This is a genomic window from Acetivibrio mesophilus (genome assembly GCF_004102745.1).
Taxonomy (GTDB): Bacteria; Bacillota; Clostridia; order Acetivibrionales; family Acetivibrionaceae; genus Hungateiclostridium; species Hungateiclostridium mesophilum.
On sequence record NZ_RLII01000006.1, the window covers coordinates 55301 to 81302 of the forward strand.

General features: G+C 36.1%; 23 protein-coding genes. 8 read left to right on the forward strand and 15 right to left on the reverse strand.

Features of this window, described 5'->3' with window-relative positions:
* Nucleotides 1-53 precede the first annotated feature (53 nt).
* The 3 genes from pth (at nucleotide 54) to EFD62_RS06975 (ending at nucleotide 5430) form a co-directional block, all read left to right on the forward strand.
* A complete protein-coding gene (gene pth, locus EFD62_RS06965; protein WP_172405983.1) occupies nucleotides 54-614 on the forward strand; it encodes an aminoacyl-tRNA hydrolase in 561 nt (186 codons plus the stop codon).
* Between the two features lie 28 nt (nucleotides 615-642).
* On the forward strand, nucleotides 643-4167 hold the full coding sequence (mfd, locus tag EFD62_RS06970; protein ID WP_069195677.1) for a transcription-repair coupling factor: 3525 nt from the start codon (nucleotides 643-645) through the stop codon (nucleotides 4165-4167).
* A 177-nt stretch (nucleotides 4168-4344) separates the two neighbouring features.
* Nucleotides 4345-5430: a peptidylprolyl isomerase gene (locus EFD62_RS06975; RefSeq protein WP_069196396.1), complete on the forward strand. Its 1086-nt coding sequence runs from the start codon at nucleotides 4345-4347 to the stop codon at nucleotides 5428-5430.
* A gap of 136 nt (nucleotides 5431-5566) precedes the next feature.
* On the opposite strand, the gene murJ is transcribed toward EFD62_RS06975, so the two are convergent.
* The 15 genes from murJ to EFD62_RS07050 form a co-directional block, all read right to left on the reverse strand.
* The gene (gene murJ, locus EFD62_RS06980) at nucleotides 5567-7099 is read right to left on the reverse strand and encodes a murein biosynthesis integral membrane protein MurJ (RefSeq protein WP_069195678.1); all 1533 of its coding nucleotides are present in this window, start codon (nucleotides 7097-7099) and stop codon (nucleotides 5567-5569) included.
* Between the two features lie 6 nt (nucleotides 7100-7105).
* Nucleotides 7106-8158 (reverse strand): glycosyltransferase family 4 protein, encoded by a 1053-nt coding sequence (locus EFD62_RS06985; RefSeq protein WP_235832590.1) that lies wholly within the window; start codon nucleotides 8156-8158, stop codon nucleotides 7106-7108.
* Nucleotides 8139-9482, reverse strand: coding sequence for an O-antigen ligase family protein (locus EFD62_RS06990; RefSeq protein ID WP_128705903.1), 1344 nt, complete (start codon nucleotides 9480-9482; stop codon nucleotides 8139-8141). The genes EFD62_RS06985 and EFD62_RS06990 overlap by 20 nt, the downstream gene beginning before the upstream one ends.
* Before the next feature lie 30 nt (nucleotides 9483-9512).
* A complete protein-coding gene (locus tag EFD62_RS06995) occupies nucleotides 9513-10205 on the reverse strand; it encodes an acylneuraminate cytidylyltransferase family protein (protein ID WP_128705904.1) in 693 nt (230 codons plus the stop codon).
* On the reverse strand, nucleotides 10202-11374 hold the full coding sequence (gene neuC / locus EFD62_RS07000) for a UDP-N-acetylglucosamine 2-epimerase (RefSeq protein WP_069195682.1): 1173 nt from the start codon (nucleotides 11372-11374) through the stop codon (nucleotides 10202-10204). The genes EFD62_RS06995 and neuC overlap by 4 nt, the downstream gene beginning before the upstream one ends.
* Entirely contained in the window at nucleotides 11371-12366 is a 996-nt protein-coding gene (gene neuB / locus EFD62_RS07005) for an N-acetylneuraminate synthase (RefSeq protein WP_128705924.1), read from the reverse strand. The genes neuC and neuB overlap by 4 nt, the downstream gene beginning before the upstream one ends.
* Nucleotides 12363-13007, reverse strand: a complete 645-nt coding sequence (locus EFD62_RS07010) for an acetyltransferase (protein ID WP_069195684.1) — start codon at nucleotides 13005-13007, stop codon at nucleotides 12363-12365. The genes neuB and EFD62_RS07010 overlap by 4 nt, the downstream gene beginning before the upstream one ends.
* Complete coding sequence (locus tag EFD62_RS07015) at nucleotides 13000-14046, reverse strand: sugar phosphate nucleotidyltransferase (RefSeq protein WP_069195685.1); 1047 nt, start codon at nucleotides 14044-14046, stop codon at nucleotides 13000-13002. Before EFD62_RS07015 ends, EFD62_RS07010 begins: the two co-directional genes overlap by 8 nt.
* Nucleotides 14047-14050: 4 nt before the next feature.
* Nucleotides 14051-15220, reverse strand: coding sequence for a LegC family aminotransferase (locus tag EFD62_RS07020; RefSeq protein WP_128705905.1), 1170 nt, complete (start codon nucleotides 15218-15220; stop codon nucleotides 14051-14053).
* Between the two features lie 15 nt (nucleotides 15221-15235).
* Nucleotides 15236-16216 (reverse strand): NAD-dependent 4,6-dehydratase LegB, encoded by a 981-nt coding sequence (locus tag EFD62_RS07025; protein WP_069195687.1) that lies wholly within the window; start codon nucleotides 16214-16216, stop codon nucleotides 15236-15238.
* A gap of 13 nt (nucleotides 16217-16229) precedes the next feature.
* Nucleotides 16230-17432: a glycosyltransferase family protein gene (locus EFD62_RS07030; RefSeq protein WP_128705906.1), complete on the reverse strand. Its 1203-nt coding sequence runs from the start codon at nucleotides 17430-17432 to the stop codon at nucleotides 16230-16232.
* Nucleotides 17429-18361: an ATP-grasp domain-containing protein gene (locus EFD62_RS07035; RefSeq protein WP_069195689.1), complete on the reverse strand. Its 933-nt coding sequence runs from the start codon at nucleotides 18359-18361 to the stop codon at nucleotides 17429-17431. The genes EFD62_RS07030 and EFD62_RS07035 overlap by 4 nt, the downstream gene beginning before the upstream one ends.
* A gap of 15 nt (nucleotides 18362-18376) precedes the next feature.
* Nucleotides 18377-18985 (reverse strand): sugar transferase, encoded by a 609-nt coding sequence (locus tag EFD62_RS07040; protein WP_069195690.1) that lies wholly within the window; start codon nucleotides 18983-18985, stop codon nucleotides 18377-18379.
* A 10-nt stretch (nucleotides 18986-18995) separates the two neighbouring features.
* The gene (locus tag EFD62_RS07045) at nucleotides 18996-19823 is read right to left on the reverse strand and encodes an aldolase/citrate lyase family protein (RefSeq protein WP_069195691.1); all 828 of its coding nucleotides are present in this window, start codon (nucleotides 19821-19823) and stop codon (nucleotides 18996-18998) included.
* Between the two features lie 208 nt (nucleotides 19824-20031).
* Nucleotides 20032-21855: a nucleoside-diphosphate sugar epimerase/dehydratase gene (locus EFD62_RS07050; protein WP_069195692.1), complete on the reverse strand. Its 1824-nt coding sequence runs from the start codon at nucleotides 21853-21855 to the stop codon at nucleotides 20032-20034.
* A 381-nt stretch (nucleotides 21856-22236) separates the two neighbouring features.
* On the opposite strand from EFD62_RS07050, the gene EFD62_RS07055 reads away from it, so the two are divergent.
* From EFD62_RS07055 to spoVT, 5 genes are all read left to right on the forward strand, one after another.
* Nucleotides 22237-22569 (forward strand): hypothetical protein, encoded by a 333-nt coding sequence (locus tag EFD62_RS07055; RefSeq protein WP_069195693.1) that lies wholly within the window; start codon nucleotides 22237-22239, stop codon nucleotides 22567-22569.
* A 171-nt stretch (nucleotides 22570-22740) separates the two neighbouring features.
* The gene (locus EFD62_RS07060; protein WP_170176845.1) at nucleotides 22741-23409 is read left to right on the forward strand and encodes a YveK family protein; all 669 of its coding nucleotides are present in this window, start codon (nucleotides 22741-22743) and stop codon (nucleotides 23407-23409) included.
* A gap of 13 nt (nucleotides 23410-23422) precedes the next feature.
* Complete coding sequence (locus EFD62_RS07065) at nucleotides 23423-24172, forward strand: CpsD/CapB family tyrosine-protein kinase (protein WP_069195694.1); 750 nt, start codon at nucleotides 23423-23425, stop codon at nucleotides 24170-24172.
* Complete coding sequence (locus EFD62_RS07070; RefSeq protein WP_069195695.1) at nucleotides 24165-24884, forward strand: tyrosine-protein phosphatase; 720 nt, start codon at nucleotides 24165-24167, stop codon at nucleotides 24882-24884. The genes EFD62_RS07065 and EFD62_RS07070 overlap by 8 nt, the downstream gene beginning before the upstream one ends.
* A 338-nt stretch (nucleotides 24885-25222) precedes the next feature.
* Complete coding sequence (gene spoVT, locus EFD62_RS07075; RefSeq protein ID WP_069195696.1) at nucleotides 25223-25777, forward strand: stage V sporulation protein T; 555 nt, start codon at nucleotides 25223-25225, stop codon at nucleotides 25775-25777.
* Nucleotides 25778-26002: the final 225 nt, after the last annotated feature.

The window sequence follows — 26002 nt, forward strand, 5'->3', positions numbered from 1 at the left end:
TTTTAAATACGGTCGTGTAAACATTGTGAGAAGAGGTGACGAATTTGGAGGATTTGCTTGTAATAGTCGGATTGGGCAATCCGGGGACTAAATATGAGAATACAAGACATAATGTGGGATTTGATACGGTGGAACTTCTTTCAAGAAGACACAATATAAAGATTACAAAGCTTAAGCATAAGGCGCTTATCGGCGATGGGGACATAGGAGGAAAGAGAGTAATTCTTGTCAAGCCGCAGACTTTTATGAATCTCAGCGGTGAAAGTGTGCGGGAAATAATTGAATGGTATAAGATTCCTGTAAAAAATATTATAATAGTATATGATGACATAGATTTGGCTGTGGGAAAGCTTAGATTAAGGCCAAAAGGAAGTGCCGGAACACATAACGGAATGAAATCTGTGATATATCAGATACAATCCGATGAATTTCCCAGAGTAAGAATCGGTGTTGACAAGCCTCCGGAGGGATGGGACCTGGCCAATTATGTTCTTGGAAGGTTCTCCGGTGACGAAAAAAAGAAGATGGAAGAAGTTATTGAGAGTGCGGCGGATGCTATTGAGACTATAATAAAATCGGGTATTGACAGTGCAATGAATAAATTCAACAAATAACATACTGGTGCTAAGAGGTTTATTAATCATGAGTATATTAAAGGATAAGCAGTATCTGGTAGAGCCCCTTTTTGAGATAAAGGAGTATACTGATGTGCTTGAGAACATCAAAAGGGGAATACCTACAACTCTGACAGGCCCCTCGGAATCCCAAAAGGTTCATGTGGCCTGCGGGCTATGCTGCCATTTGGGTTTAAAAGGTATATATATAGCTTTTAATGAGATGCAGGCAAGAAAAATGTTCGAGGATATTTCATTTTTCTTTGGAAGAGATGCTGTATTCTTCCCATCAAAGGAGATTATGCTTCATGATGTGGAGGCAAAGAGCTATGATTCGGTTTATGAAAGAATAAGTGCTCTTTACAGGATTGTAAACGATGACTACAGCTTTATAGTAACAAGTGCCGAAGCATTGTGCCAGAAACTGATTGATAAGCAGCTTTTTAAAGAAAGCATAATAAGCCTCGCCTTGGGGGATCGGATTGATCTCGGCCTTTTTACTCAGAAGCTTGTATCTATAGGTTATGAAAGAGTGACAACAGTTGAAGGGAAAAGCCAGTTTGCAGTCCGGGGAGGGATAATAGACATTTTCCCGGTAAACAGTGACACTGCTGTTAGAATTGAGCTCTTTGACGACGAAATAGACTCAGTAAGAAGCTTTGACACCATGACACAAAGATCGATGGAAAATCATGAAGGGATAACTGTTTTGCCTGCAAGAGAGTTGATTTACCCCTTAAGCTTGAGGGATAGCATATTAGAAAAGATATCCTATGACCTTAAAGAGCAAATAAAGAAAATGGGGGGTAAAAACAGTAAGAGCCAGATAGAAAAATTAGAAGCCAAAATCGGTTCTGACATCGAGAGATTTGAACAGGAGTACTATTTTGCGGGGATGGACAGGTATATACCTTATATTATCGAAAAGCCATCTATCATAACCGAGTATATAGGCTCTGAGATACTCACCTTTGTGGACGAGCCGAAAAGATTTGAGCAAAGACTTGAGACCCTTCTGATGGAAAGCAACGAGATGTGCAAAAGCTTCATGGAAAACGGACAGCTTCTTGCGGGAAGCTTTGATATCTTTTTCGACTATAATCATTTGTGGGAGAGGCTGGAGAAAAGCAAAAATACATTGTATTTAAGCACCCTTCCTTCAAACGATGAGGAGAGGAGCAAGAGGGAAAACATAGCGTCCAAACTCCTAAATTCCTATCAGGGGCATCTGGAGATACTGGCGGAAGACATAAATCACTGGAAGAAAAACCATGCAAGAGTGGTCATACTTTCAGGCACCAAGAGCCGCGGTGAAATGTTGGCCGAGACTTTAAGGACAAAAGATATCGAAGCTGTATACATGGAAGAGCCCGATCGGGAGATTCAGCCCGGAGAGGTGATAATAACCCATGGTATTTTAAACCGGGGCTTTGAATACCCGGGTATTGGCTTTGTGGTAGTGAGCGGAAAAGAACTGTTTGGTCAGGACAAGAAATTAAGAAAGCATAAATCCACCAAGGGGCAGAAAATAAGTGTATTTACCGATTTGAATGTCGGTGATTATGTTGTTCATCAGCTTCATGGAATAGGAAAATATGTAGGAATTCAACAGCTGGTGGTAGAAAACATAAAAAAAGACTACCTCAAAATTCAGTACAATGAAGGGGACTATCTTTATGTTCCAACAAATCAGCTTGATCTGATACAGAAGTACATAGGCTCGGAGGGGAAAGCGCCAAAGCTCAGCAAGCTGGGGGGGACGGACTGGGTAAAGACCAGAGCCAAGGCAAAGGAATCATTAAAAGAGCTTGCTGAGGAGCTTATTAATCTGTATGCCCAGAGGGAAGCGGCAACAGGGCATTCTTTCGGGAAGGATACGGTATGGCAGAAACAGTTTGAGGAGTTGTTTCCGTATCAGGAGACGGAAGATCAGCTGAAGTGTATTGAGGAGATAAAAAAGGACATGGAGTCGTCGAAGCCAATGGATAGGCTCCTTTGCGGTGATGTGGGTTATGGAAAGACCGAGGTGGCGATGAGGGCGGTATTTAAAGCCGTTATGGATGGAAAACAGGTGGCTTATCTGGTTCCTACAACGGTCCTTGCCCAGCAGCAGTACAACACCTTTAAAGAAAGAATGAAGGACTTTCCCATAACAGTGGAAATGATAAGCAGGTTTAGGACCCAGGCAGAACAAAAGAAAATACTAAAGGATGTAAAGACCGGTATGGTGGATGTACTTGTCGGAACCCACAGACTGCTTCAGAAGGATATTTCCTTTAAAGACCTTGGGCTTTTGGTGATAGATGAAGAACAGCGTTTTGGAGTGACACACAAAGAAAAGATCAAGAGTCTGAAGGCAAATATTGATGTTTTGACCCTTACAGCAACACCTATTCCAAGAACTTTGCATATGTCCCTAGTTGGTATAAGGGATATAAGTACTATTGAAGACCCTCCGGAGGAGAGATATCCTGTTCAGACCTATGTAATGGAATACAACAATGAAGTTGTAAGAGAGGCTATAACTCGGGAAATGAGCCGGGGTGGACAGGTTTTTTATCTTTATAACCGGGTCAGAACTATAAATCTAAAGGCAGCAGAAATACAGAAGTTGGTCCCTGAAGCTAGGGTCGGCACTGCCCATGGGCAAATGAATGAGACGGAGCTGGAAAACATTATGTTCCAGTTTATAAACGGTGAATATGATGTTCTTGTATGTACCACCATAATTGAATCGGGACTGGATATGCCAAATGTTAATACTATTATAGTAGAAGATGCCGACAGGATGGGGCTTGCCCAGCTTTATCAGCTTAGGGGAAGGGTTGGACGTTCAAACAGGCTTGCCTATGCCTATATAACTTATAAAAAGGATAAGGTGCTTTCTGAAATTGCGGAAAAAAGACTTCAGGCCATAAAGGAGTTTACGGAATTTGGTTCGGGATTTAAAATAGCAATGAGGGACCTTCAAATAAGGGGCGCGGGAAATCTTTTAGGGCCGCAGCAGCATGGGCATATAGACTCTGTCGGGTATGATATGTATTGTAAACTCTTGGCGGAAGCTGTAAACGAGCTTAGGGGTATGCCTGCCGCTGAGGAGGAAGAGGAGATTTCCATAGACATAAATGTAAGTGCCTACATAGATAATGATTATATCAGTGACGAAAACCAAAAGATCGATATGTACAAGAAAATTGCATCAATAAATGATGAACAGGATGTATTGGATACAGAGGATGAGCTGATGGACCGCTACGGCGAGATACCGCAGCCGGTAGGGAATTTACTTAAAATTGCATATATAAAATCTTTGTCTAAAGCATGTGGATTCTCATCCTTACAGGAAAAGAATGATGCTGTAATTCTGCAGTATTCTGAAAACAGAAATATAAACTTTGAGGCATTGGGAAAACTTATGGACAAATACAGAAGAAAGCTTCTTTTTACGGCTAGCAATAGACCTTACATCACCTTTAAAACAACAGGAGTAAAAAGAGAGGAATTGCTCGAAATTATTAAGATTTTGTTACAAGACATTAAGAAATTGCAGTAGGTTTCATTATTTATTATAATAGATATAGTTGGGATTATTGTATAGACATAAAACAATAAGATAAATCCTACAAGAGACAGATTGCTTTTTAGTTAAGCAATTGTTCTATTTTTTTGCACTGGAAAGACGGCATTAAAATAGTATATTACTTAGGGAATGTGAGGGATTCTATTGGATATGAGGAAAAAGATTGGCGGAAAGAAGATGCTCGTTGCTGTTATAGCAATACTGGTTGTGGTTTTGGCTGTGGGATTTGGTGTTTGGTATTCGTATGCCACCAGTTATGTGGCTACCGTTGCAGGCGAAAAAATTACCAGTGAAGAGTACAAGTATTTTCTTGGTTCAGTAATGATTCAGATGGAAAATGATGCCCAGCTTCAGGACGAGGCATCAAAAGAAGCTTTCTGGGATTCAAAAGTAGAAGGTGTTGATGCAAGGGAGCTTGCAAAGCAAAGAGCTCTTGACAGTTGCAAGGAGTTTAAGATACAGCTTCTGAAAGCTAAGGAAAAAGGATTGTTTTTGAACGACAAGGATATGAAGGAAATTGAAAATTCAATTACCACACTTCTCAGTCAAATGGCACAGTTCAATCAAGCGGCGAAGAATACTGGTGTCAATATTATGTCCGCTGAAGAAATGTTCAAAGATACGTATGGAATTACCATTAATCAATATAAAGTGATTTTGAAAGACCTAAGATTGGTTTTTAAGTTTGTGGAAGATGAGCAAAAAAGGATTGCCATTACCGATGAAGAGTTGGCGAGTAGGTATAATGAGAATAAAGATATTTTCGACAAACTTACTATAAGACATATATTGTTTTACACTATTAATCCAAAGACAGAGGTTGCCTTAGCTGAAGAGGATAAGAAAAAGGTCTACGACAAGGCAAAGGCTGCACTTGAAAAAGTAAACAAGGGCGAAGACATGGAAACATTGGCATTGGATCTTTCGGAGGACAGCGGCGTTGAGGGGAATAAAGGGCTGCTGGAGCTGACTTACGTTAGTGCAAGTGTACCTGAATTAGAGAAACTTGTAAAGTGGGCTTTGGAACATAAAGTTGGAGATACCGACATAGTTGAGACGAATTATGGATACCATGTTGTAAGAATAGAGAATAGAACGGAGTATAAAGACGTCATACAAAATGTAAGAAATACGATATTGGCAGAGAAATATAACAATATACTCAAGCAGTGGACAGAAGAATCTCAGTACGATTTAAACGAAAATGAGTTTGCATTAGGCAGAATAAAAATTTAATTATGAATAAGAAATAAATTTATGATGATAAAAAGGAGCTGTCTCAAAATAGAATTTTGAAATAGCTCCTTAATAATATTACGGAATTATAATTCCCTATATGTATTCGAAAGCTTTAGCACTATTCATAGCAATATTAAGGGGAATTAATCTTTTTCTTGCTAATTAACTTCCGTTTAAACTGCTGTACCAAAACTTCTACATCCTCAATTTTCATGAAATAGATAATCACGAAATATAGCAAAGCACCGCCTGTGATTGATATTATAATTGAGATATTTGGGCTTAGTAAATTACTAATATATCTATAAGATATATATGCCGCAAATCCCATAAGCAATGAGGCAATCAAAATCTTAAGGAATTTTATACTCATCGACTTTATTCCCAAAGGGCCTATTTTCTTTCTCAACGTTATAAACATTAATATGGTAATAAATATGCCTACTATACTGGTCGCTAGTGCCAAGCCACCAATTCCCAGGTACTGGGACAAAACTATATTCAAAATAATATTTAGTACCATACCGATGCCCGCGTTAACCATTGGAGTTTTAGTATCTTTAATAGAGTAAAACACTTTTGCCAAAACATCTCTGATTCCAAAGGCCAGCATTCCGATAGAATAATAGAATAGGGCTAAAGAAGTCATGTCTATTGCTGTTTTGTCAAAGGCCCCTCTACCAAATAGTAATACAACTATTTCTTTTGAAAAAAACATAGCACCAATAGTTGCCGGCACTAATAACAACGTAACTCCAATAATAGCTTCCGATAATACCTTTTTAAGTTCTTTAATATTGTTTTCAGCTGCCAATTTTGATATTGCAGGATACATCACTGCAACTACCGAAACTACAAAAACTCCTTGAACAAAATTATTTAGTCTCGTTGCATAATTTAAGGCAGAAATTCCTCCAACAGAAATTTGGGAAGCAAGAGTCCTGTCAACAAGCTTGTTAATTTGATTTACAGAGGTTCCTAATATAACGGGTATTGATAGGAAAAACATATTTTTTATGTTGTTGTCAATTTTAAAATCCAGCCTGTGCCTATATCCCGACTTCATTATACTGGGAAACAATACAATGGTCTCCAGAGATGTGGCAATAAAAGTACCCAAAGGTAAAATCATAAGACTCGAATTTGAGCTTGCAAAAATAGATATTATAACTACCAAGTTGTAGGGGAATCCTACTATTGCCGGCATAATGAAGTTATTTTTAATCTGAAGCAAGCTTTTAAAAACATAACCAAGTCCAATAAAGTAAATACCCAGCGCAGTTATTCTGGTAAATTGAACTGCCAAGTTCAACGTCTCGTTATCAAAGCCATATGCAAATAATTTGACTATTTCATCTGTAAAAATAAATATCAAAAGAATTATTGCTGTTGAAATGCAAATAATTATATTGGCAACTCTGCTGGTAAAAGCATTTGCAGCTTTTATGCCATCTTCCGACAATACGCTGTTATACATAGGAATAAATGTTGTAGCAAGCCCGGCACCGACAAATGCAAAAATGATACTTGGTATTGTCAGCGCTATTATATACGCGTCGCTTTCATTGCTCACACCATAAAAGTACGACAGAGTTATCTCACGAAAAAAACCTAAAAATTTTGACATTATTGTTATAACAACTAATACTATAGCAGCCTTCTTCATATATCCTCAACCTTCGCATATTAATTGTATGGCGGCATTCAAATACTCAAATTCTATAGCATCACAGACACTTTTTATGGTGTACTTTTCGTTGATGGTTTTAATACAGTTTTCTCCCATATCTCTTCTTAAGTTTTCATCAATAATCAGTTTACTTAATTTATCCGCTAGATCTTCACAGTTGTTTGGCTCAACCAACAGCCCATTTTTTCCGTTCTCGGAGATTTCCGGAATTCCGCTAAGTTTACTGGCAACCCATGGATTACCCATAGCCATTGCTTCCAGTATAGAATTAGGAAACATTTCACCTTTAACTGAAGCAAGAGTATATATATCCAAGGCTGCTTGAATATTTGGTATATCTCTTCTGAAGCCGGTAAAATGCACAAATTCTTGTACCCCCAAATCTATTGCAAGCTTTTGGCAAGTCTCAAGCTTTTCACCGTCTCCAACTATTACAACTTTGAAATTTGGAGTCCTCTTAAGGATATGCGGAATTGCCCTTATAAGGACTTCTTGACCTTTGTTGTAATTAACTCTTCCTACAGTACCTATAAGAACTGTATCTTTACGAGCACCAATTTCATTCCTGAAACTGTCTTTATTATATTTTGATACATTAAATTTCTCAGTATCTACACCGTTATAAGTATTTATAATTCTATCCTCACGAACTCCAGCTCTAACTAACATTTGTTTTGTAAAATCCGATACCGCAAAAAAAGTAGCAGGGTAGAGCCTGTATATTAAATTTCTCCATTGATAACCTTTCCGAATTTCCATACCTCTGACACTATGGGTAATTGCCACTTTTTTATTTACAGTCTTTGATGCCAAATATGCAGTAAAGGTTGCAGCGGCATTGTGGCCGTGTATTACATCAATATCCTCTTCCTTGAGTATCTTTCTTATTTTCATAATATTTTTTATTGTTGAAACAGGGCCCCTTTTGTGTATTGCCAATGTTGGTATATCAATGTGCTTAAATTCTTTTCTTATCTCTTCTGCAAGGATTCCTCCGCTTGACGCAAAAATAGTATTATGACCTCTTCGACTCATTTCTCGGGCGATCTCCAAACTCTGTGTCCCGGGTCCATTGTCCCTGAACTCGGATCTTAGTTGTAATATCGTCAGAGTCTTCTTCATGGATTTTCACTTCCTCTCTGGTTAGTTTGTAAATACCGGCATTTAGCCCCACAATTATATAAAAAAGCATGGCAGGCTTACTATTAAAAAGAGGGTTGTTGAACATGGAATATACAGCTGTGAAGATAATAAACATTACCGATGATAGGGCAATACACCTTCTTATATCGTGCTTCGTCCTTTTAAAAACATAAATGGAATAGTATATACTAACAGCAAAAATTAAAAGGTACAAAACCAATCCTATGAGCCCCATTTCACTTCCTGTCTGAAGATAAAAGTTATGGGCGTGGGGATAGCTGTTTACAGATCGCATATATTGGGGCAGCGAATAATAATACCTCCAATTATCAATTCCTACTCCAACTAGAGGATGAGCTTTAATCATCTCTATACTTGAATTCCAAATGGCAAGCCTTTCTATATTTGAGAAGGTAGCCGTTTTGTTGGTTAGTGATAATAGGGTTTTTTGAATATCATAGGGCAAGTTGTCAAAGTTGATGAATCCAATAATAAAAATCAAAATCATAATTAATACTGTTTTGTATTTTTTATTATATACAGCAAAGATTCCAAGGGTTACAACGATAGCCACCAACGATCCCCTACTGCCTGCAGAAATTAAAGACATAGCAAAAACAATGACGGGGAAAAAGTTTAATTTCTTGAAGGTTTTATTTTTATCATATAACATTACAATAACAATTATTAATATGCTCCCAATATAATATGCAAAATGGTTGTCAGTCTTTAGTAAGATTATATATTTACGAAAATTAAATAGACCAATTAAATCAATGAGTTTTATACATGATACACTTAGAGCAGAAGCTATTATGAATCGAAATGCCCTTTCAATAAATGCCTCCTTGAACTCGTAAGCTAACGCAGTAGCCGTAATACTGATTAAGAAATATGATGTTACTATAAGAAGCTCTCTAAACGAAGTTGCTATATAGATGGAATTAAATATACCTAAAAATCCAACCAATACAACAAGGAAATATATAAAGGTTAATCCATCTCTTTCTATTCGAAGTTTATATAACATTAATAAAAACGATACTAAAAAAAGAGCTAAGGATTCATACCTACCTATAATGGGAAGTGTTATTGCAAAAAGCAAAAATATAGAATCCGCCGCAATTCTTTTTTTCTTCATATTGCTTCGAATAAGTATTTCCATACTTATAAGTCCTATAATCAGAACCAAAAAATACATCAACTTTGATGTCATTGTTATCACCTAATTCAGCAAATATAATTCTTATAGCAACCTTTCGATTAATAATAAGCTGGCAATCTTAAAATCAAATATATCGTCAATGTCAATTGAATTTTCTTTATCCATTATCAGGGCATAACTTCTATCAGAGTAAATATCTGCAGAATGCATTAAATGCTCAACCTTGACAATATATAAAGCCCCATTAATCCTGTAATAGGTCGGTATGCTTTGTCTGGGAACTTTGGCAATATCAGGCCTGATAAAACCAACCATAGAATGATCCTTAGGCAAAGTATTCGCCCATAATGGCGAATGCTCTACTTCGCATACTGCTATAACAGAATTTGCAGATTTATTCTCCATAACCTCATAACCTTTAATAATATCAGTAGAATTTCTAAGGGGAGAGGTTGGCTGCAGTAAGGCCACTGTATCAAATTCCCGTCCGAGTTCTTTGTATCTTTGTATAACATATCTAACTACATCCCATGATGAGGCTGTATCATTAGACAATTCTTCCGGCCTTAGAAAGGGAACATTGGCACCCCATTGCTTGGCGATCTGGGCATATTTTTTCGAATCGGTAGATACCATTATTTCTTCGAATAAACCCGACTCTTTGGCTGCTTCAATTGAATATGCCAGCATTGGCTTTCCGTTCAATAATTTTATGTTTTTATCTTTCAGGCCTTTGGAACCGGCTCTGGCCGGAATGATTGCAATATTTTTCATATCTCTACCTCGACGTCATAAAACTGCTTCTTAAGATCAATCTTCTCACCTAAAACATATTCTTTAATTACTTCAATAACTTTCTCAGAAGTGTTTCCGTTTCCGTAGGGATTGACAGTTTTTTGTGCCTGCTTGATAAAGGCATCCGTTGAAGCCTTTTCTATTGCTTGTTTTATTTCTTCCTCAGTGGGGTTGCAATTGATAACGCTAGTGGCTTGTATTCTTCCTTTTTGTCGTTCACCAATATTTATTGTAGGAATGCCAAAGCTAGGCGCCTCCAATAATCCGCTTGAAGAATTACCTACTGCCATGGCACAATGTCTAAGGGCGCTTAGATACTTAATCATACCTAGTGAAGTAAATGCAGTAATGTTATCATTTTCCCGGGTGTATTTATCAATAAGCTGATTTATAATACGTCCGTCAGAGTCGGCATTGGTTTTGGTAAATATAAAATTCATATTCGTATATGCCTTGCATGCTTCAAGTAAAGCAGTTATTTGGTCCTTGGAGCTGTTGTATTCCAAAGTCACCGGATGAAAGCAAACCATGGCATAAGGTTTATGCAAATCCATATTTAGTTCTTTTTCCAATTCCTTCTTTGATAACAGCTTTTCGTTTAGAATATTTTCTATACCAATAGCTCCCACATTAAATACCCGGTCCGGGTGCTCTCCTAGCTGTATAACTCTTTTGCGATAAGTGTCCGTACTGGTGAAATGAAGATAGCTTAATTTGGTTATGGCATGACGAATGGAGTCATCAATAGCTCCTTGGGTTGCTTCACCGCCGTAAAGATGAGCAATAGGAATTTTTTGATTTACAGCTGCCATTGAAACAGCAAGGGTTTCATATCTGTCGCCGAGAACAATCAATAAATCAGGATTAATCCTTTTAAAATAATCTGCAAATCCAATCATGCCAAGACCCATTGATTTGGATATTGAAGAGGGGGTATCGGCACTTAATAGAATTTCTATTTTCTCATCGATATGAAATCCATCTTTCTCAATTTCTTTGTAGGTGAGCCCAAATTCCGGTGAAAGGTGGGCGCCGGTTGCCACAATCCTTACATCAAACTCTTTTACTCTATCTAGTTTGCATATTATGGGTTTTAGCAAACCGTACTCAGCTCTTGTAGCTGTAAATACGCTTATTACTTTCTTCATAACTCTATCAACTCGTCTTCTTGAAAATCTCTTATGGCTCTTTTCCCGAGCACTTCAAACCATTGCATTGGGCTAATACCGTTACTGGGTCTTTTTACCGTCAAATTATCTTCAGTGAAAATTTCATCCTTTTTAATATATCTTTTAGCTACAATACTTTTACGGGCGATACCCATATTCTTCTTCTCAGAGTCTACAGGCTGTTTTATTCCATCGCCTAAAGCGAGCTCAATATTTCTGATAGACTCTACCATAGATTTCATTTCCCATGGCTCAAGACTGGATTTATGGTCAGGGCCTTCCATCTTGCTATCTAAAGTCAAATGTTTTTCAATAACGGTAGCTCCTAGGGCTGTAGCTGCAATAGCCACTTCGATCCCTTGTGTGTGGTCGGAATAACCTACTTTTACACCAAACTCTTCTTTTATGGACAGCATGGCCTTAAGATTTACATCGCTAAAGGGTGTCGGGTACTCCGTCGTGCAATGAAGGACCGTAATTTCTCCGGCACCATTTTCCCTCAATACTGAAAGGGCTTTTTCTATATCATCCATTGTGCTCATACCCGTTGATAGAATAATGGGTTTATTCAACTTTGCTATTTTTATTAAATAAGGGAGATTTGTAATTTCTCCCGAAGGAATTTTCCACCTTTTCATCCCCAAACTTTTTGCAAATTCTATACTGTCAAAATCAAAGGCTGTTGAAAGAAATTCAATATTTTTATCCAAGCAGTACCTGCTTAGCTCAACAAATTCATCAAAGGAGAGTTCAAACTTTTTGAGCATATCATATTGGGATTCTTCCGCTAATGTTTGCTGCCTTTGGTATTCAGCTTTTAAAGCATTTTTGGTAACAAGATTCTTTGCAATAAAGGTTTGAAACTTTATGCAATCAGCACCAGCGTATTTGGCCGCATCTACCAGTTCCTTAGCCAGCTTGAGGCTCCCGTTGTGATTTATACCTGCTTCCGCTATAACAAATACCTTCAAAGCTTCTTCACCTCTTTGCATGGATTTCCATAGGCCATCACGTTATCCCTAATATTCTTTGTTACAATGCTTCCCATTCCGATTACACAATTTGAGCCAATACAAATTCCTTGTTTAACAGTAGTATTTGAGCCAATATGAGAGTGATCTCCGATTTTTACTCCTCCACTCAAAACCGTTCCGGGGGCTATATGCACAAACTCCCCAATTTCACAGTCATGTTCGACAATTGCGCCGGAATTGATAATTGTTCCGTCACAAATTACCGCACCGGCATTTACAATGGCCTGCTTGCCGATAAAGACCCCTTTACCAATTCGGGCATATTTGCTAACTTCAGAAGAAGCATCAACTATATTAGGAATTATAAATCCTATCTCGCATAGAGCATTAAAAAGCTTGATACGAAGAGAGGGATTACCTATACTTCCTACAGTAACAAACGCATGACTATACCCATCCTTATATAAAGAAGGAAGATTCTTGTCACAACCTAATATTGGTATTCCCAATACTGTCTTTGCAGCATTTTCTTTATTATCGATAATTCCAATATCTGCATATTCATTTAAATTGAGAAGGCTGTCTAAAACAGATTTACAGTGACCACCGCCACCGATTAATAGAATTTTTTTATTCATCTTTTTCCAACCTTCTTTTCATTTTTTCCATTTCTTCAAACTGTCCCATGTCCATCCAGCTATTTTCGCTTATTGGATAGATGCCAATCTTTTCTCCTTTGGATTTATATTTCTCAATAATATCAGGAAATTCCACAGGCTGATTTTCTTCCAGGTCTTCAATGATTTTAGGCTCAGCCAAATACATACCCGTGTTAACAAAGTACATCAGTTCGGGTTTTTCTTTCATTTTCTCGATTTCGCCTTTATCATTTATTTCAATAACGCCATAGGGTATTTTAATATTCTTTAGGGAGCAAACCATTGTTATGAGATTACCCATTTTCTTATGGTAATTGTATATTTTTTCATAATCCTCATCTATCAAAATATCACAATTTGTTATGATAAAGGTGGAAGGGATTTTTCCCTTGAGCAGGCTAAGTCCTCCGCCTGTTCCTAAAGGCTTTTGTTCTTCAACATAATCAACACTATAACTTCTTTCAATATCACTAAAATACGCCTTGATGGTATTTTTCTTGTGATTTAAAACGAGATAAAACTGCCTGCATCCGAATTTATTAAACCGATTTATTATATGTTCTGCAATAGGTATTTCACCTATTGGTATTAGTGGCTTAGGTAGTATTTTAGTATAGGGATAAAGCCTGGTACCAAGTCCTCCTGCCATGATTATCACCGGAACATCCAAGTTTTTCTTTGGCTTTATTTGTTCATCATTCCAGAGGACAACTGAGATAATATTGCGATCTTTATCCAATACAGGCAAAGCCTCAACAGAATACTTTTTCATGTATTCTTTGGCCTTGTTTTTTTCCGCTTCATATAGAAATTTTGGGTTGTAGTTGGCTACTTCCTTGACCTTTGCATCAAGTTTTCCTTTTTTTAAAATCCACCGCCTTATATCCCCATCGGTAATAGCTGCAACAAAGTGTCCTCCTTTTACAACAAAAAGCACCTTTTTTGCAACCTTATCCAGTTGTTCCATCGCATTTAGTACTGTTGATTCTTCATCTATCAAAAAATCTACAACATCCATTTTTCTATACCTCTAGTTGTTTTAAGCATTCAACTACATACTCTACATCTTCTCTTCTAAGATTTGAGCTGCAAGGAATGTTAACTACATGCTCTAAATATTCAAATGCTTTCTCAATTTTATATGATTGGCTTGTTTTATAGGGTTTTTGCTCACTAATAAGTCCCCATATTGGTCTTGTTTGAATTTGCTTCGATGCTAAGCATTCAATTAGTTGATCTCTGTTTAGGGGGTAATTTTTATCTATATATAAAGAATAAAACCAATAATTGGGCCTTATATTGTCCTTAAATTCCAACATTCTTAATCCATGAATTTTGCTTATTTCCCCCTTATAAAGTTCATAGCTTTTTCTCTTTGTATTTATAAAATGTTCAATTTGCTCTAATTGTGCCAGTCCCATTGCCGCTTGAATATTTGTCATTCGATAGTTATAGCCAATATCGTCGTGAATAAAGTAGAGCTCATCGCACTTTGCCTGGGTTGTGAGATGCTTTGCCTTTTTAAGAATATCTTCATTATTTGAAACAATCATACCGCCGCCGCCGGTGGTGATAATTTTGTTTCCGTTAAAGGAATATACACCTACATCACCGATGGTTCCGGCATACTTGCCCTTATATTTTCCGTCAATATAGTAAGTTCCAAGGGCTTCCGTTGCATCTTCAATGACTTTTAAATTGTATTTTTGAGAAAGCTCCATAATGCCTTCCATGTCAGCCATATTGCCAAATATATGCACCACTAATATTGCCTTTATAGGCTTTTTTGTAGTCTTGTTTATGAGTTTTCCATCCTTGAAACTGCATTCATTTTCAAAAAAAGCTTTAAGTTTGGCCACATCCATGGTAAGGGAATCGTCACAGTCCATAAATACCGGTTCGGCACCGGCATATTTTACCGGATTTACCGCAGCAATAAATGTAAGAGTTGGAACAATGACTTCACAATCTTTTGAGATGCCACAAACCAGAAAGGCTATGTGAAGTCCGGATGTTCCGTTTTGGCAGGAAACTGCACCTTTGCTGTTCACATACTGCGAGACTTTTGATTCAAAGTCAGTCACATAAGGTCCAGCGGTTGAAACCCACCCAGTTTTAACGGCATTTGTGACATATTCAATTTCCTTCCCTTTCAAGTTGGGGATTGATAAAGGTAGGAATTCCTTACTCACTTTTGCACCTCCCTATCATATGTTATAAAGGTCTGTTTTGTACTTGTCTGAATTGCATCTAATGAACTCAATTGTCTCTGCCAGACCTTGCTCAAGAGTATAATTTTGCTTCCAATTTGTAAGTTTCTTTAGCTTTTCATTGGAACCCAACAGCCTGTTAACTTCGCTCTTTTCAGGCCTTAATCTTTGTTTATCACAGACGATTTTTGCCTTTGGATTAATTTGTCTAATCAATTCCTCAGCCAGATCACCGATGGATATCTCTTGTTGGGTTGCAATATTGATTTCTTCACCTATGGTTTTATCTGTTTTTGATATTTCAATGAATCCGTTTACAGTATCTTTAACATAATTAAAGTCTCTTGTGGGAGTTAATGAACCAAGTTTAATCTCTTCTTTTCCCGAAAGAAGCTGGGTTATAATTGTGGGTATGACAGCTCTGGCTGATTGTCTTGGTCCATATGTATTAAACGGTCTGACTATTGTTATTGGTATATTAAAGCTCCTATAAAAAGCTTCGGCCAGTCTATCTGCACCTATCTTTGTTGCGGAATATGGAGACTGTCCCTGATAGGGGTGATGTTCATCTATGGGAACATATTGAGCTGTTCCATATACTTCTGATGTAGAGGTAATGAACAGTCTTGATGTATCGAGGATTCTGGCTGCTTGAAGCACATTTAAAGTACCCTTTATATTTGTATCTACATAGGCATCCGGAGAATGATAACTAAATGGAATAGCTATTAATGCCGCAAGGTGAAAAACTTTATCCATTCCCTTCATTGCTTCTCGAACGCCATTAGGATCCCGAATGTCTCCCGTAAATACTTCTATTTCTTTCATAATTTCTTTAGGTAAGGTATCCAACCATCCCCAAGAATTAAAAGAATTATAGTATACAAAAGCCTTAACTTTATATCCCTGTGTTACCAATTCCTCTGTCAAATGACTTCCAATAAAGCCGTCGGCACCGGTTACTAGAATCTTGCTCATCTTTTTATCTCCTTTATGAATACTCAATAACATTAGCAATGTTTTCCGCCGCTTTCCTAGGCGGCATCAGTTTTTTTCTTGCTTCATGGAAATGGGCATGTAAATTGCTGTTTTCAATCAAAAGATTTATAGCATCCTCAAATTCTGCAATATTTTTAACAAGAAGGGCACAACCTAGCTTGTCATATTCTACCGGATGTGGGGTTTTTGAAAAATTAACGGTTATAAGAGGTTTATCTGCAGCTATGGCTTGTAATCCAACGGTAGAGAAAAAGGTAATTACCAAATCAGACTCCTTTAAAATCAAATTAGTATCCTCTTCTTTTAGAATCAATAAATTAGAGGGCAATATATCTATATATTTTTTATATAAATCCAACTGCTCATTCGGGTGGATTTTCCAAATACCCATAAAGTTTCTTCGCTTTTGCAATAATTCAATAAATCCAACCAGAACCTCATCTCTATAAGCTATGTTGGGTTGGGAAAAGAAAGAAATAACTTTATCAAATTTATCAAGATTATACTTCTCTATAAAGTCATCCAGCAGCTCTTTTGTGTAATTCAATTCGATATTCGGTTGACCGGTAACAAACACGTTTTGCTCGTCTAAGTCTTTATTGCTTGAAAGTATGCTTGCTTTGGCATAATCATTCAATACACATACCTTTGCTTTGTATGGAATTCTCCAATTTTCTTTTAAAAGATCCACTATACGGACTACATTTATACCCATTTTATTGGCACTAAAGGCAGCAGCCTTTTCAGCCCTTTTTCCGCACGTAACCACAGTCACATCCGGCTTTTCATAGCTTAATATCTTTTCCATTGAATTAATAGGGAAAAAACAACTTCTACCGCTCTGCTTAAATAGCTTTAATGCTTCTTTAAAATTGCCCAATTGAATAGATAAATCCCACAAATTCATCCCTAAATACAATTTAATTTCCAGCTTATCTAAACCTGAATCAGTATCAAAAGATTCATTAATAAACATATCTCCATATTCAAGAATCTTTTGCACATCTTCATCTTTGAATAAATTCAAATAATCCTTAATGCCGTTAAATATAATTTCCTGTTTTTTTAAATCCTTCACGCTACTTGTCAATCCAAGAACAGAAACTTCATGATTTCTTGATTTTAATTCTTTAATAACCGGAATTATACTTCTTACATGGCCCCCACCATAAGTCACAAAGAAAACTTTGTTCATACTTCCTTCTCCAATCCCAGTAATTTGAGGGAATTTGATATCATAACTTCTGCAATGTCTATTCCTTGTTCCTTAAAGAAGGGATATGCACTACCTTTATATCCTGTTACAATTACTGTATTTAACTCCAATACATAGATTTCTTCGCTATTTTCAGCAATAATAAAATCAATTCGTAATAAGCCGGTAAAACCTAATTGTTTAACAATCTGAATGGCCACCTTATTAAGCTCTGCTTCTTTATCCTCCGACATCTTTCTAGAGTAAGCCTCATCAAAACCCTTTAGCTTGTATTCCTTAGCTTTGCTGTAATATGTCACTCCCAGACTACGAACATTCTTACCATCGCTTTCTACAGCAACAGTACAATCATTACCCTTGATATATTCTTCAATCATTACAACAGTGTTGGTAGCCTTCACATTTTCAATGGCTTCTTTAAGTTCGATTGCTGAGTTTACCTTTACCGGTTGAACAGCATCAATGGTAGATTTCACAACACAAGGAACAGCAATTTTGCCGGTTATCTCATCGATTGAAATATTCTCATTAACATCAATACTCAAATATTTAGGGGTAGCTATATTTATTCTCAGAAGTTCCTCTTTAAATTTAAGTTTATCTTTCGCTAAAATACTGTTTGAATAGTTGATATTAGTCTTAAATCCGCTTCTTTCTAAAGCATTCGATAGCACAATAGCTTTGTAATGTCCTGTTCCTATAATAACCTTATTAACTTCATGCTCTTTAAAAAAACTGATAATCTCCCTAGGTCTAGACAAATCTTCAACTAATATAAAATCAGCTTTATCCATTCCGGGTTCATTTTTAGCCCCTCCTACAATAGCAACTCCATATCCCTTTCTTTTTAATATATCTGTAAGGGAATCACCACTATGACCGGCTATTAACCCAATACAAGGCTTCAAAGACTTAACCCCCTTCTAATATGCTGCTTCTCTTGCTACAACCTTTTTAATTGTGAGCAAAAATATTTTTAGATCTACTGTAAAGGAAATGTCTTCAACATATTTTAGTTCCCAATTTCTTTTTTCCTCCGTTGTCAAAGCACTTCTACCCATAACTTGGGCGTAACCTGTTATACCCGGTTGTAAATCGAAAATTCTGCTTTTTAGGTCAGCTTCGCTGTAATTCTCTCTTACTCCAGGCCTATAACCGATTAGACTCATTTGACCTAAAAGTACATTAAACATTTGCGGTAATTCATCTAAACTCAGTTTCCTTAGAACTTTACCGAATCTTGTTATTCTACAGTCTCCTTCTTTTGTAATCGTGGGCCCGATTTTGTCTGCATTTGAATACATTGTTCTAAACTTGTATACATAAAAATCTTTTCCGCCTTTGCCGACTCTCTTTTGTTTGTAAATAATGGGCCCTTGAGAGTCTATCTTTATCAAAATGCCAATAATAATAAACAAAGGCATTAATAGCATTAGAACTGTTGCTGATACAAAAATATCTATAATTCTTTTTATTAAAAGTTTATAAACAGTTTTTAAGAAAGGTTCATCTTGTTTTACATCAATTTGCATTTATAACCCCTCAATCTACCACGCAAGAATTTGCTATTTTGTCTACCAGCGTTTTCAACTTTATCTTGTTTTGCTGAAAAAACTCATCGCTTTTTAAGGAAAGTTCCGTTTCATATTCTCTTATAGCAGTGATACCATCCGTGAAAGTTTTATCAGCGATATCCAGATTAGTGGATTCTTTTATACTGTAAAAGCTCCTTGAAAGAATAACCATGCTAGAGCCTAATCGGTAGTGCTCGGCAAGTATGTTTTCAGCCGGCAAAAGGCCGCTCCTTATTCGAGCGATTCCTCCAAATCCGTAAGGAATTGATTTCTGTTTGATTTTCTTGCAAAGCATTTCAACGGTACCATTGGATAACAGCTCAAACATAAATTTCATTCTATAACCCAAATGCAAATCATTGAGTCCTATATGAATATAATCTATTCCGCTTTCATTGAGGATGGAATCAATATTGTCAACTGCTTCTGGAGTTTCAAGTAAAAGCATAACTTTCGCTCTGTTGTTAACATAATCAATGAATTTGCGAACATCTTCCTTAGTCCTGAAAAACGGGAGCATCACAATATCTGCTCCATATTCTATTACTGAATCAATCTCATACTTTGAGCCCTCGAATATCGGATTAACACGGACCAAAAGCTTAGACTTCTTCAGTACTGATTTAATTTTTTTTACGTCACTAATCTTATGTTTTGAAATAACAGTATCAAGATGACCTTGCCTTTCCTCTTTACCGTTAATCTCTAAATCAACAAATATCCAATCAACGCCTGCTCTTTCAGCTATTTTGGCAATCTCAATTTCATTAGTGATATACATAAGATTCAAAGCCATTTCGGTCATCCTTCCTACCAAAAGGTCATTCTAAAAAGGTCCTGTTAGAATTGATTTTTAACATTTATCAATTACTGGGATTGGTTTCTCAAGATTTTCTCAACAATAGAATTGGCTTATCTTTATGTATATCAGTTTGAGAACATGGACTTTTGTATTTCTAACCCCTCATTTTTATTATCATAATATGCAACCCCTTTAGTTTCGGTTACAAATTATTCTGATAGGTGGGTACTAACTCTTTTATAAAACTTATTACTTTTTCGGTATCCTCCAAATTTTCAAACTCAAACTTTTTTATTTCCTGCATATACTTATCAAAGTCAATCAACTTGCTCTTTTCTATGAAGATTTTGTCATTCTTTGTTATGAGTACTCCATCCTCTGAAATAAGCAGCTCCTCATACAGTTTTTCCCCAGGTCTTAGTCCAACGTATTTAATTTCAATATCAATATCCGGTTTTAATCCCGATAAAGAAATTAACGATCTGGCGAGGTTAATAATCTTAACCGGTTTACCCATATCAAGTATAAAGATTTCTCCACCGTCCATCATCGCTCCGGATTGTATAACAAGGCTTACCGCCTCCGGGATGGTCATAAAATACCGAGTCACTTCGGGATGGGTTATTGTTATAGGACCTCCATATTCAATTTGCTTTTTGAAAAGGGGAATAACACTGCCATTACTATCTAACACATTGCCAAACCTTACAGCAGAAAATTTTGTTTTGCTTATGCTATTCATATATTGAATAATGAGCTCAGCAATTCTTTTGGTTGCTCCCATTATACTTGTTGGATTAACCGCTTTATCGGTTGATATAAGTACGAATTTTTTACAGTTGTATTGATGGGCATATTCTGCAAGGTTTAATGTACCGAAAACATTATTCTTAACAGCCTCCTGGGGACTAAATTCCATAAGCGGAACATGCTTGTGAGCTGCCGCATGGAACACGATGGTCGGTTTATACTTTGAAAACACATGATCCAATCTTTTTTTATCCCGTATGGAACCTATTATCACTTTAATATCCAGTTGATCATTATATTTCTGTAGGAGTTCATTTTGAAGTTCATAAGCATTATTTTCGTATATATCAAATACTAGAAGGCTTTTGGGTTCGTAGGATGCTATTTGTCTACAAAGTTCAGAGCCAATAGAGCCTCCTCCACCGGTAACTAAAATGGTTTCACCTTTAAGATAGCCGGAGATTTCTTCTATGGAAAGTGAGATTTCATCTCTTTGCAAGAGATTCTCAACTGTAACATCTCTTATTTCCTTAATGCTTACTTCTCCATTTACAAGGCTATATACACTGGGCAACACCTTTAGCTTGCAACCTGTCTTTTGGCATATATCTATAATTTCCAGCGTTTCTTTTCTTGTGATTGAAGGTATGGCTAAAACTATTTCTTCTACTGACATATCCATCGCAGTCTTTATGATTTTTTCTCTGCCCCCTATAACAGGAACACCATTTATGTGGGTATGGTGTTTTTGGTGGTCATCGTCAATCGCAACCACCGGTTCATAAGTGCTGCGCTTATTATTCTTCATTTCCTTAATCAGTAGCGAAGCAGCTTCACCGGCACCTATAATCATTATTCTTTTTTTGTGTATGCTTTTTCTCGTTCTTATGCTTATACTTTTCGTTATTCTGCCGATAAATCTGACTCCTCCTACCAAATAAAATGTAATTGTCCAGCCAATAATGTATACGGAAACAGGGAATAACACATTAAAGTATGCTGCCAAGAGAAATTGTACAACTGTTGATGTTAGCGTTGCCAAAAATATTTTTACAAGCTCCTCAACACTAGCGTAGCTCCATAGCATTGAGTACATGCCAAATATGTTGAATACTAACAGACTTATTAAAGTTGTAATGATGAAATTTAAGGGGACTATTCCAAATAAGGCTTCGGGAATGTTTGCATCAAACCTGATCATAAGTCCGATGAATAAAGCCATGTTTACAAATAAACAATCTGTAAGAAGACATACTCTATTGTTTAAATTCTTCATATCTAAACCTCCCAATTACAGAAGCTACATAAAAGCGGCTTATAGCTCTCAAGTTCAAAGAAAATTATTAGTTTGCATAAAAATTTCTTTAAATTAAAAATAAGACATATATGTCTTTATAGTGCATTTTTAATAAGTAGTATGCTTCATATTATGTAAGATTGATAATAGATGTTAATTAAAAAACTTAATAATTATCATTATAAGAAATTGATTTACATTTTTTGAACTTAGAAATGTATAAGAGCTTTAAGTACTGCGAATTGTAAGGCGCTTTTGGGGATTGGACCAATTATTTTTTGTCAATGTATGGAACCATAAATCTGCCTTTAGAGTATTATAGAGTAGAGTAATCGTATCACATGGAAAGGAGAATAAAATATGGAAATATTAGGTGCTATTATTTACTTTTTGATGATTCTGGTTCCGGGACTGGTCTCTGAGTGGTTCTATAACTGGCTATCTCGAGTAAGACAAAGGACAATAGTAGCCTCTGCTCTGATATTTGATTTGCTCATTTTTATAATCAACCTTATCGGGCTGCGCATTTTCAATGATGTTTATACGGTAGAAGACCTTTTTGAGCATTTTGGCTGTTTGCATTTTACTCTTAAATACGGAATCCTTAGTGTTATAGTGGCAATAATACTTGGAGTCATATCCGGAATTCTGGCAAAAATATTCTGGATACGAAACAGCAAAACTGAAGGCTAGAAATTAAAGTATATAAACTCAAGCCGCATCTTATGCTCTGCAATAGTTTATAACTGCGGCTTGAGTATTTGACCCTTAACATCTACATTGACATGGTAATTTTTTTATTTGAACAGAATACTATTAAATATGATCAATTTGAAATCAATAATTTTGAAAAGGTGATTCTTAGTGGAGCTTAAACAGTTTTTGATAATGATAAGAAAAAAATTCGTATTTATTATATTGATTCCAATTCTTGTGTCTGTTATTACTGCTTTGGGAAGCGTGTTTTTCATTTCTCCGGTATATGAGGCTTCTTCAACCCTCTATATAATCAGTCAAAATACGGTTTCCGAAGAGGATGTAACTTATAATGAATTGCTGAAAAATCAACAATTGGTTAAAGACTATAGAGAGCTTATAAAAAGCAAGCAAATTGTTAAAACAGCATTGGAAGAGCTGAAAATAACCGATATTTCTCCGGATGAATTGTCTAAAAATATTACTGTAACCTCAAAAAATGATACTAGAGTTTTGGAGATCAGTGTAAAAGATACGTACCCCGTAAGAAGTATGGAGCTTTCAAACAAAATTTGCGAAGTGTTTGCTAAAAAGTCCATAAACATCACCAAAATAGCCAATGTAAGCATTGTTGACGCCGCCGAGGTCCCTAAAACTCCTGTAAAACCGAAGCCTTTGCTTTACACTTCAATAGCTTTTTTGACAAGCCTTTGTGCAACTATAGGTGTATTTTATTTGTTTGAAATATTAAATGAAACCATTAAAACATCGGAAGATATAGGGACATATTTAGAACTAAACGTACTTGGGACTATACCTTCATTCAAGATCAAATAGGGGGTGCTAACAAGTGTCGGAGATTAGCTATGTGGTTAAGTATGATTTAAATCCAACAGTAGAAGAAGCATATAAAGTTTTGAGGGCAAATGTTCAATTTTGTGAATCCAGTAGAAAAATCAGAACTATAGCTATTACCAGCTATAGTCCCGGTGAGGGCAAATCAACAACATCAATAAACTTAGGAATTTCCATGGCTAAAGCTGGAATGAGAGTTCTATACGTTGATGCCGATATACGTAAACCAATGCCTTTTAAATATTTTATGAGCAGTAATTTGAAAGGCCTTACCAATTATATACTAGGGCAGGCAAAACTTGAAGAAATAATAAATAAAACCGATATTTCCGGCTTTAACTTTATAACCTGCGGTATTAAAACCAACAATCCCGTAGAGCTTATAACATCTGATAAATTCAGCAACCTTATTCGAGAATTAGAGAAGCTCTATGATACAGTTATTATCGATACTCCTCCCTTAGGAAGTGTTATAGATGCAGCTGTCATCGCTGCTCAGGTGGACGGAACGATTATTGTTATTGAAACAAACGCAGTAAAATGTCAAAACGCTTTAAGGATGAAAGAACAGCTTGTAAAAGCTAATGCCAATATATTAGGCGCTGTTTTAAACAAAATAAGCAAGTCGGAATACAAAAATTACTATGGTAGTTATGATTATTACAATTCCAGAAAGAAATACATTAAAATGTGGTCACGATTAATTAAGAATTTAAAGAGTTTAAAGAGGGGAGAACATGATTGATATACACTGTCATATTATTTTTGGGGTAGATGATGGGCCTTCAACAATTAAAGATTCTGTAAGAATGATATTGGAAGCGGAAAAAATAGGAGTGGACAAAATTATTGTTACCCCCCATTACAACAAAAGCATCTATAGCTCAGATAAGGTCGTAGAAAATTTTTACAAAGTCAAATCTAGAATTAGAGACTTTGGAATAGACATATTTCTAGGCTATGAGGTATTTCTGATTTCTTCAATTAATGAGGTGTTTTTGCAAAGAGAACAATATACACTGAACAAGTCAAAGTACTTATTGTTTGAGCTGCCTTTTGATATATTGCCGATTAACATCAATGAAACTGTTTTGAAACTACACTCGGAAGGAATAGTTCCTATAATAGCCCATCCGGAAAGGAATATGTACTATGTAAGGAACATGCAGAAATTCATTGAGTTGATAGAAACAGGCTGTCTTGTTCAGGTGGATGCTGCAAGCATAGTTGGAATCCATGGTTCAAACGTCAAAAAGTTTACAAAAAAACTTATCGATCTGAAAGTGGTCCAGTTTGTAGCATCTGATGCCCACAAGCCGGAAGATTATGAGATATATAAAAAGTCATATGATATTGTTAAAAACTGGGCAGGGAAGGAATATACCGATAAAATATTTACCCATAACCAAAAAGTCATTATTACTCCTCCTTCGGCCGAGATAATATCAAAGGAATAGGTTATACTATATACTTGTATGTCACTAGAATGGTTTGGGCAAAAGAAAATCAATAATTCAAAAAGCAATATAGATAAATTATTAGTTTCATAATGGACATACTTATTTATTAATATTTAATTCCGAGAATAAAATATCAAATCTTTAATAATAAAAGGGCGCTGCTCCAAAATATTTGTTTTGAGATAGCCACTTTTTGCATGTCTTCACAAAATATTCAAATGCAGATTTTGATAATTATTTAAGTTATCATAATTCACCTGTAATGTATAAAACTCCAATAAATTATTAATACTAAAACTGTACTAACAACATACTAGAAAAGGAGGTATAATAAATTGAAAGCAACTGGAATAGTTAGAAGAATAGATGACCTCGGAAGAGTAGTAATACCGAAGGAAATCAGAAGAACTTTAAGAATTAGAGAAGGTGATCCTCTCGAAATATTTACCGATAGAGAAGGAGAAGTAATATTAAAGAAATATTCCCCAATAGGTGAATTAAGTGACTTTGCTGCTCAATATGCTGAATCCTTGCATAAAACAAGTGGTCATATAACCTGTATTTCAGATAGAGATACAATAATTGCAGTTTCTGGGGCATCAAAGAAAGAATTCCTTGAAAAATCTTTAAGTTCAGAAATTGAAAAAGTGATAGAAGAAAAAACTACTCTTGTTGTAAAAGCACCTGACGAGAAAACTATAAGTATTTTAGCTGATGAAGGAGGAGAAACAAAATATTCTTCACAGGTAGTTACTCCGATTATTTCAGAAGGTGACCCTATTGGAGCTGTAATATTTTTATCAACAGATCCGGATGTTCGTATGGGTGAAGTTGAAGCAAAACTTGCTCAAACAGCTGCAGGTTTCTTGGGAAAACAGATGGAACAATAAGAGGTAGCCTATAGATATCTGGACTGCAGTTCTCTTTGAAAAAAGAGGTAAATATGGATAGATTACGTTCCCAAAAAATAACAGGTAGCCATTGTGGATTGCCTGTTATTTTTTGGAGTTTGGCCTCTTGGAATGAGATGAAAGAGGTTTATTATTTTTTGGCCTTAGAAATCAACGATTTTATATACTTATGGCAATTGTTGACCGCATTTGGTATAATTAGAA

Excerpts from the sequence above, each read along its gene's own strand:
- EFD62_RS07025 (WP_069195687.1), bottom strand. The coding sequence starts at position 16,216 with ATGAGCAAGATTCTAGTAACCGGTGCCGACGGCTTTATTGGAAGTCAT.
- EFD62_RS07045 (WP_069195691.1), bottom strand. The coding sequence starts at position 19,823 with ATGGCTTTGAATCTTATGTATATCACTAATGAAATTGAGATTGCCAAA.
- EFD62_RS07040 (WP_069195690.1), bottom strand. The coding sequence starts at position 18,985 with ATGCAAATTGATGTAAAACAAGATGAACCTTTCTTAAAAACTGTTTAT.
- EFD62_RS07030 (WP_128705906.1), bottom strand. The coding sequence starts at position 17,432 with ATGAACAAAGTTTTCTTTGTGACTTATGGTGGGGGCCATGTAAGAAGT.
- EFD62_RS07015 (WP_069195685.1), bottom strand. The coding sequence starts at position 14,046 with ATGGATGTTGTAGATTTTTTGATAGATGAAGAATCAACAGTACTAAAT.
- EFD62_RS06990 (WP_128705903.1), bottom strand. The coding sequence starts at position 9,482 with ATGACATCAAAGTTGATGTATTTTTTGGTTCTGATTATAGGACTTATA.
- EFD62_RS07055 (WP_069195693.1), top strand. The coding sequence starts at position 22,237 with ATGGAAATATTAGGTGCTATTATTTACTTTTTGATGATTCTGGTTCCG.
- EFD62_RS07010 (WP_069195684.1), bottom strand. The coding sequence starts at position 13,007 with ATGAATAAAAAAATTCTATTAATCGGTGGCGGTGGTCACTGTAAATCT.
- murJ (WP_069195678.1), bottom strand. The coding sequence starts at position 7,099 with ATGAAGAAGGCTGCTATAGTATTAGTTGTTATAACAATAATGTCAAAA.
- EFD62_RS06995 (WP_128705904.1), bottom strand. The coding sequence starts at position 10,205 with ATGAAAAATATTGCAATCATTCCGGCCAGAGCCGGTTCCAAAGGCCTG.
- EFD62_RS07070 (WP_069195695.1), top strand. The coding sequence starts at position 24,165 with ATGATTGATATACACTGTCATATTATTTTTGGGGTAGATGATGGGCCT.
- EFD62_RS06975 (WP_069196396.1), top strand. The coding sequence starts at position 4,345 with ATGAGGAAAAAGATTGGCGGAAAGAAGATGCTCGTTGCTGTTATAGCA.
- neuC (WP_069195682.1), bottom strand. The coding sequence starts at position 11,374 with ATGAAGAAAGTAATAAGCGTATTTACAGCTACAAGAGCTGAGTACGGT.
- EFD62_RS07050 (WP_069195692.1), bottom strand. The coding sequence starts at position 21,855 with ATGAAGAATTTAAACAATAGAGTATGTCTTCTTACAGATTGTTTATTT.
- EFD62_RS06985 (WP_235832590.1), bottom strand. The coding sequence starts at position 8,158 with ATGAGTCGAAGAGGTCATAATACTATTTTTGCGTCAAGCGGAGGAATC.
- mfd (WP_069195677.1), top strand. The coding sequence starts at position 643 with ATGAGTATATTAAAGGATAAGCAGTATCTGGTAGAGCCCCTTTTTGAG.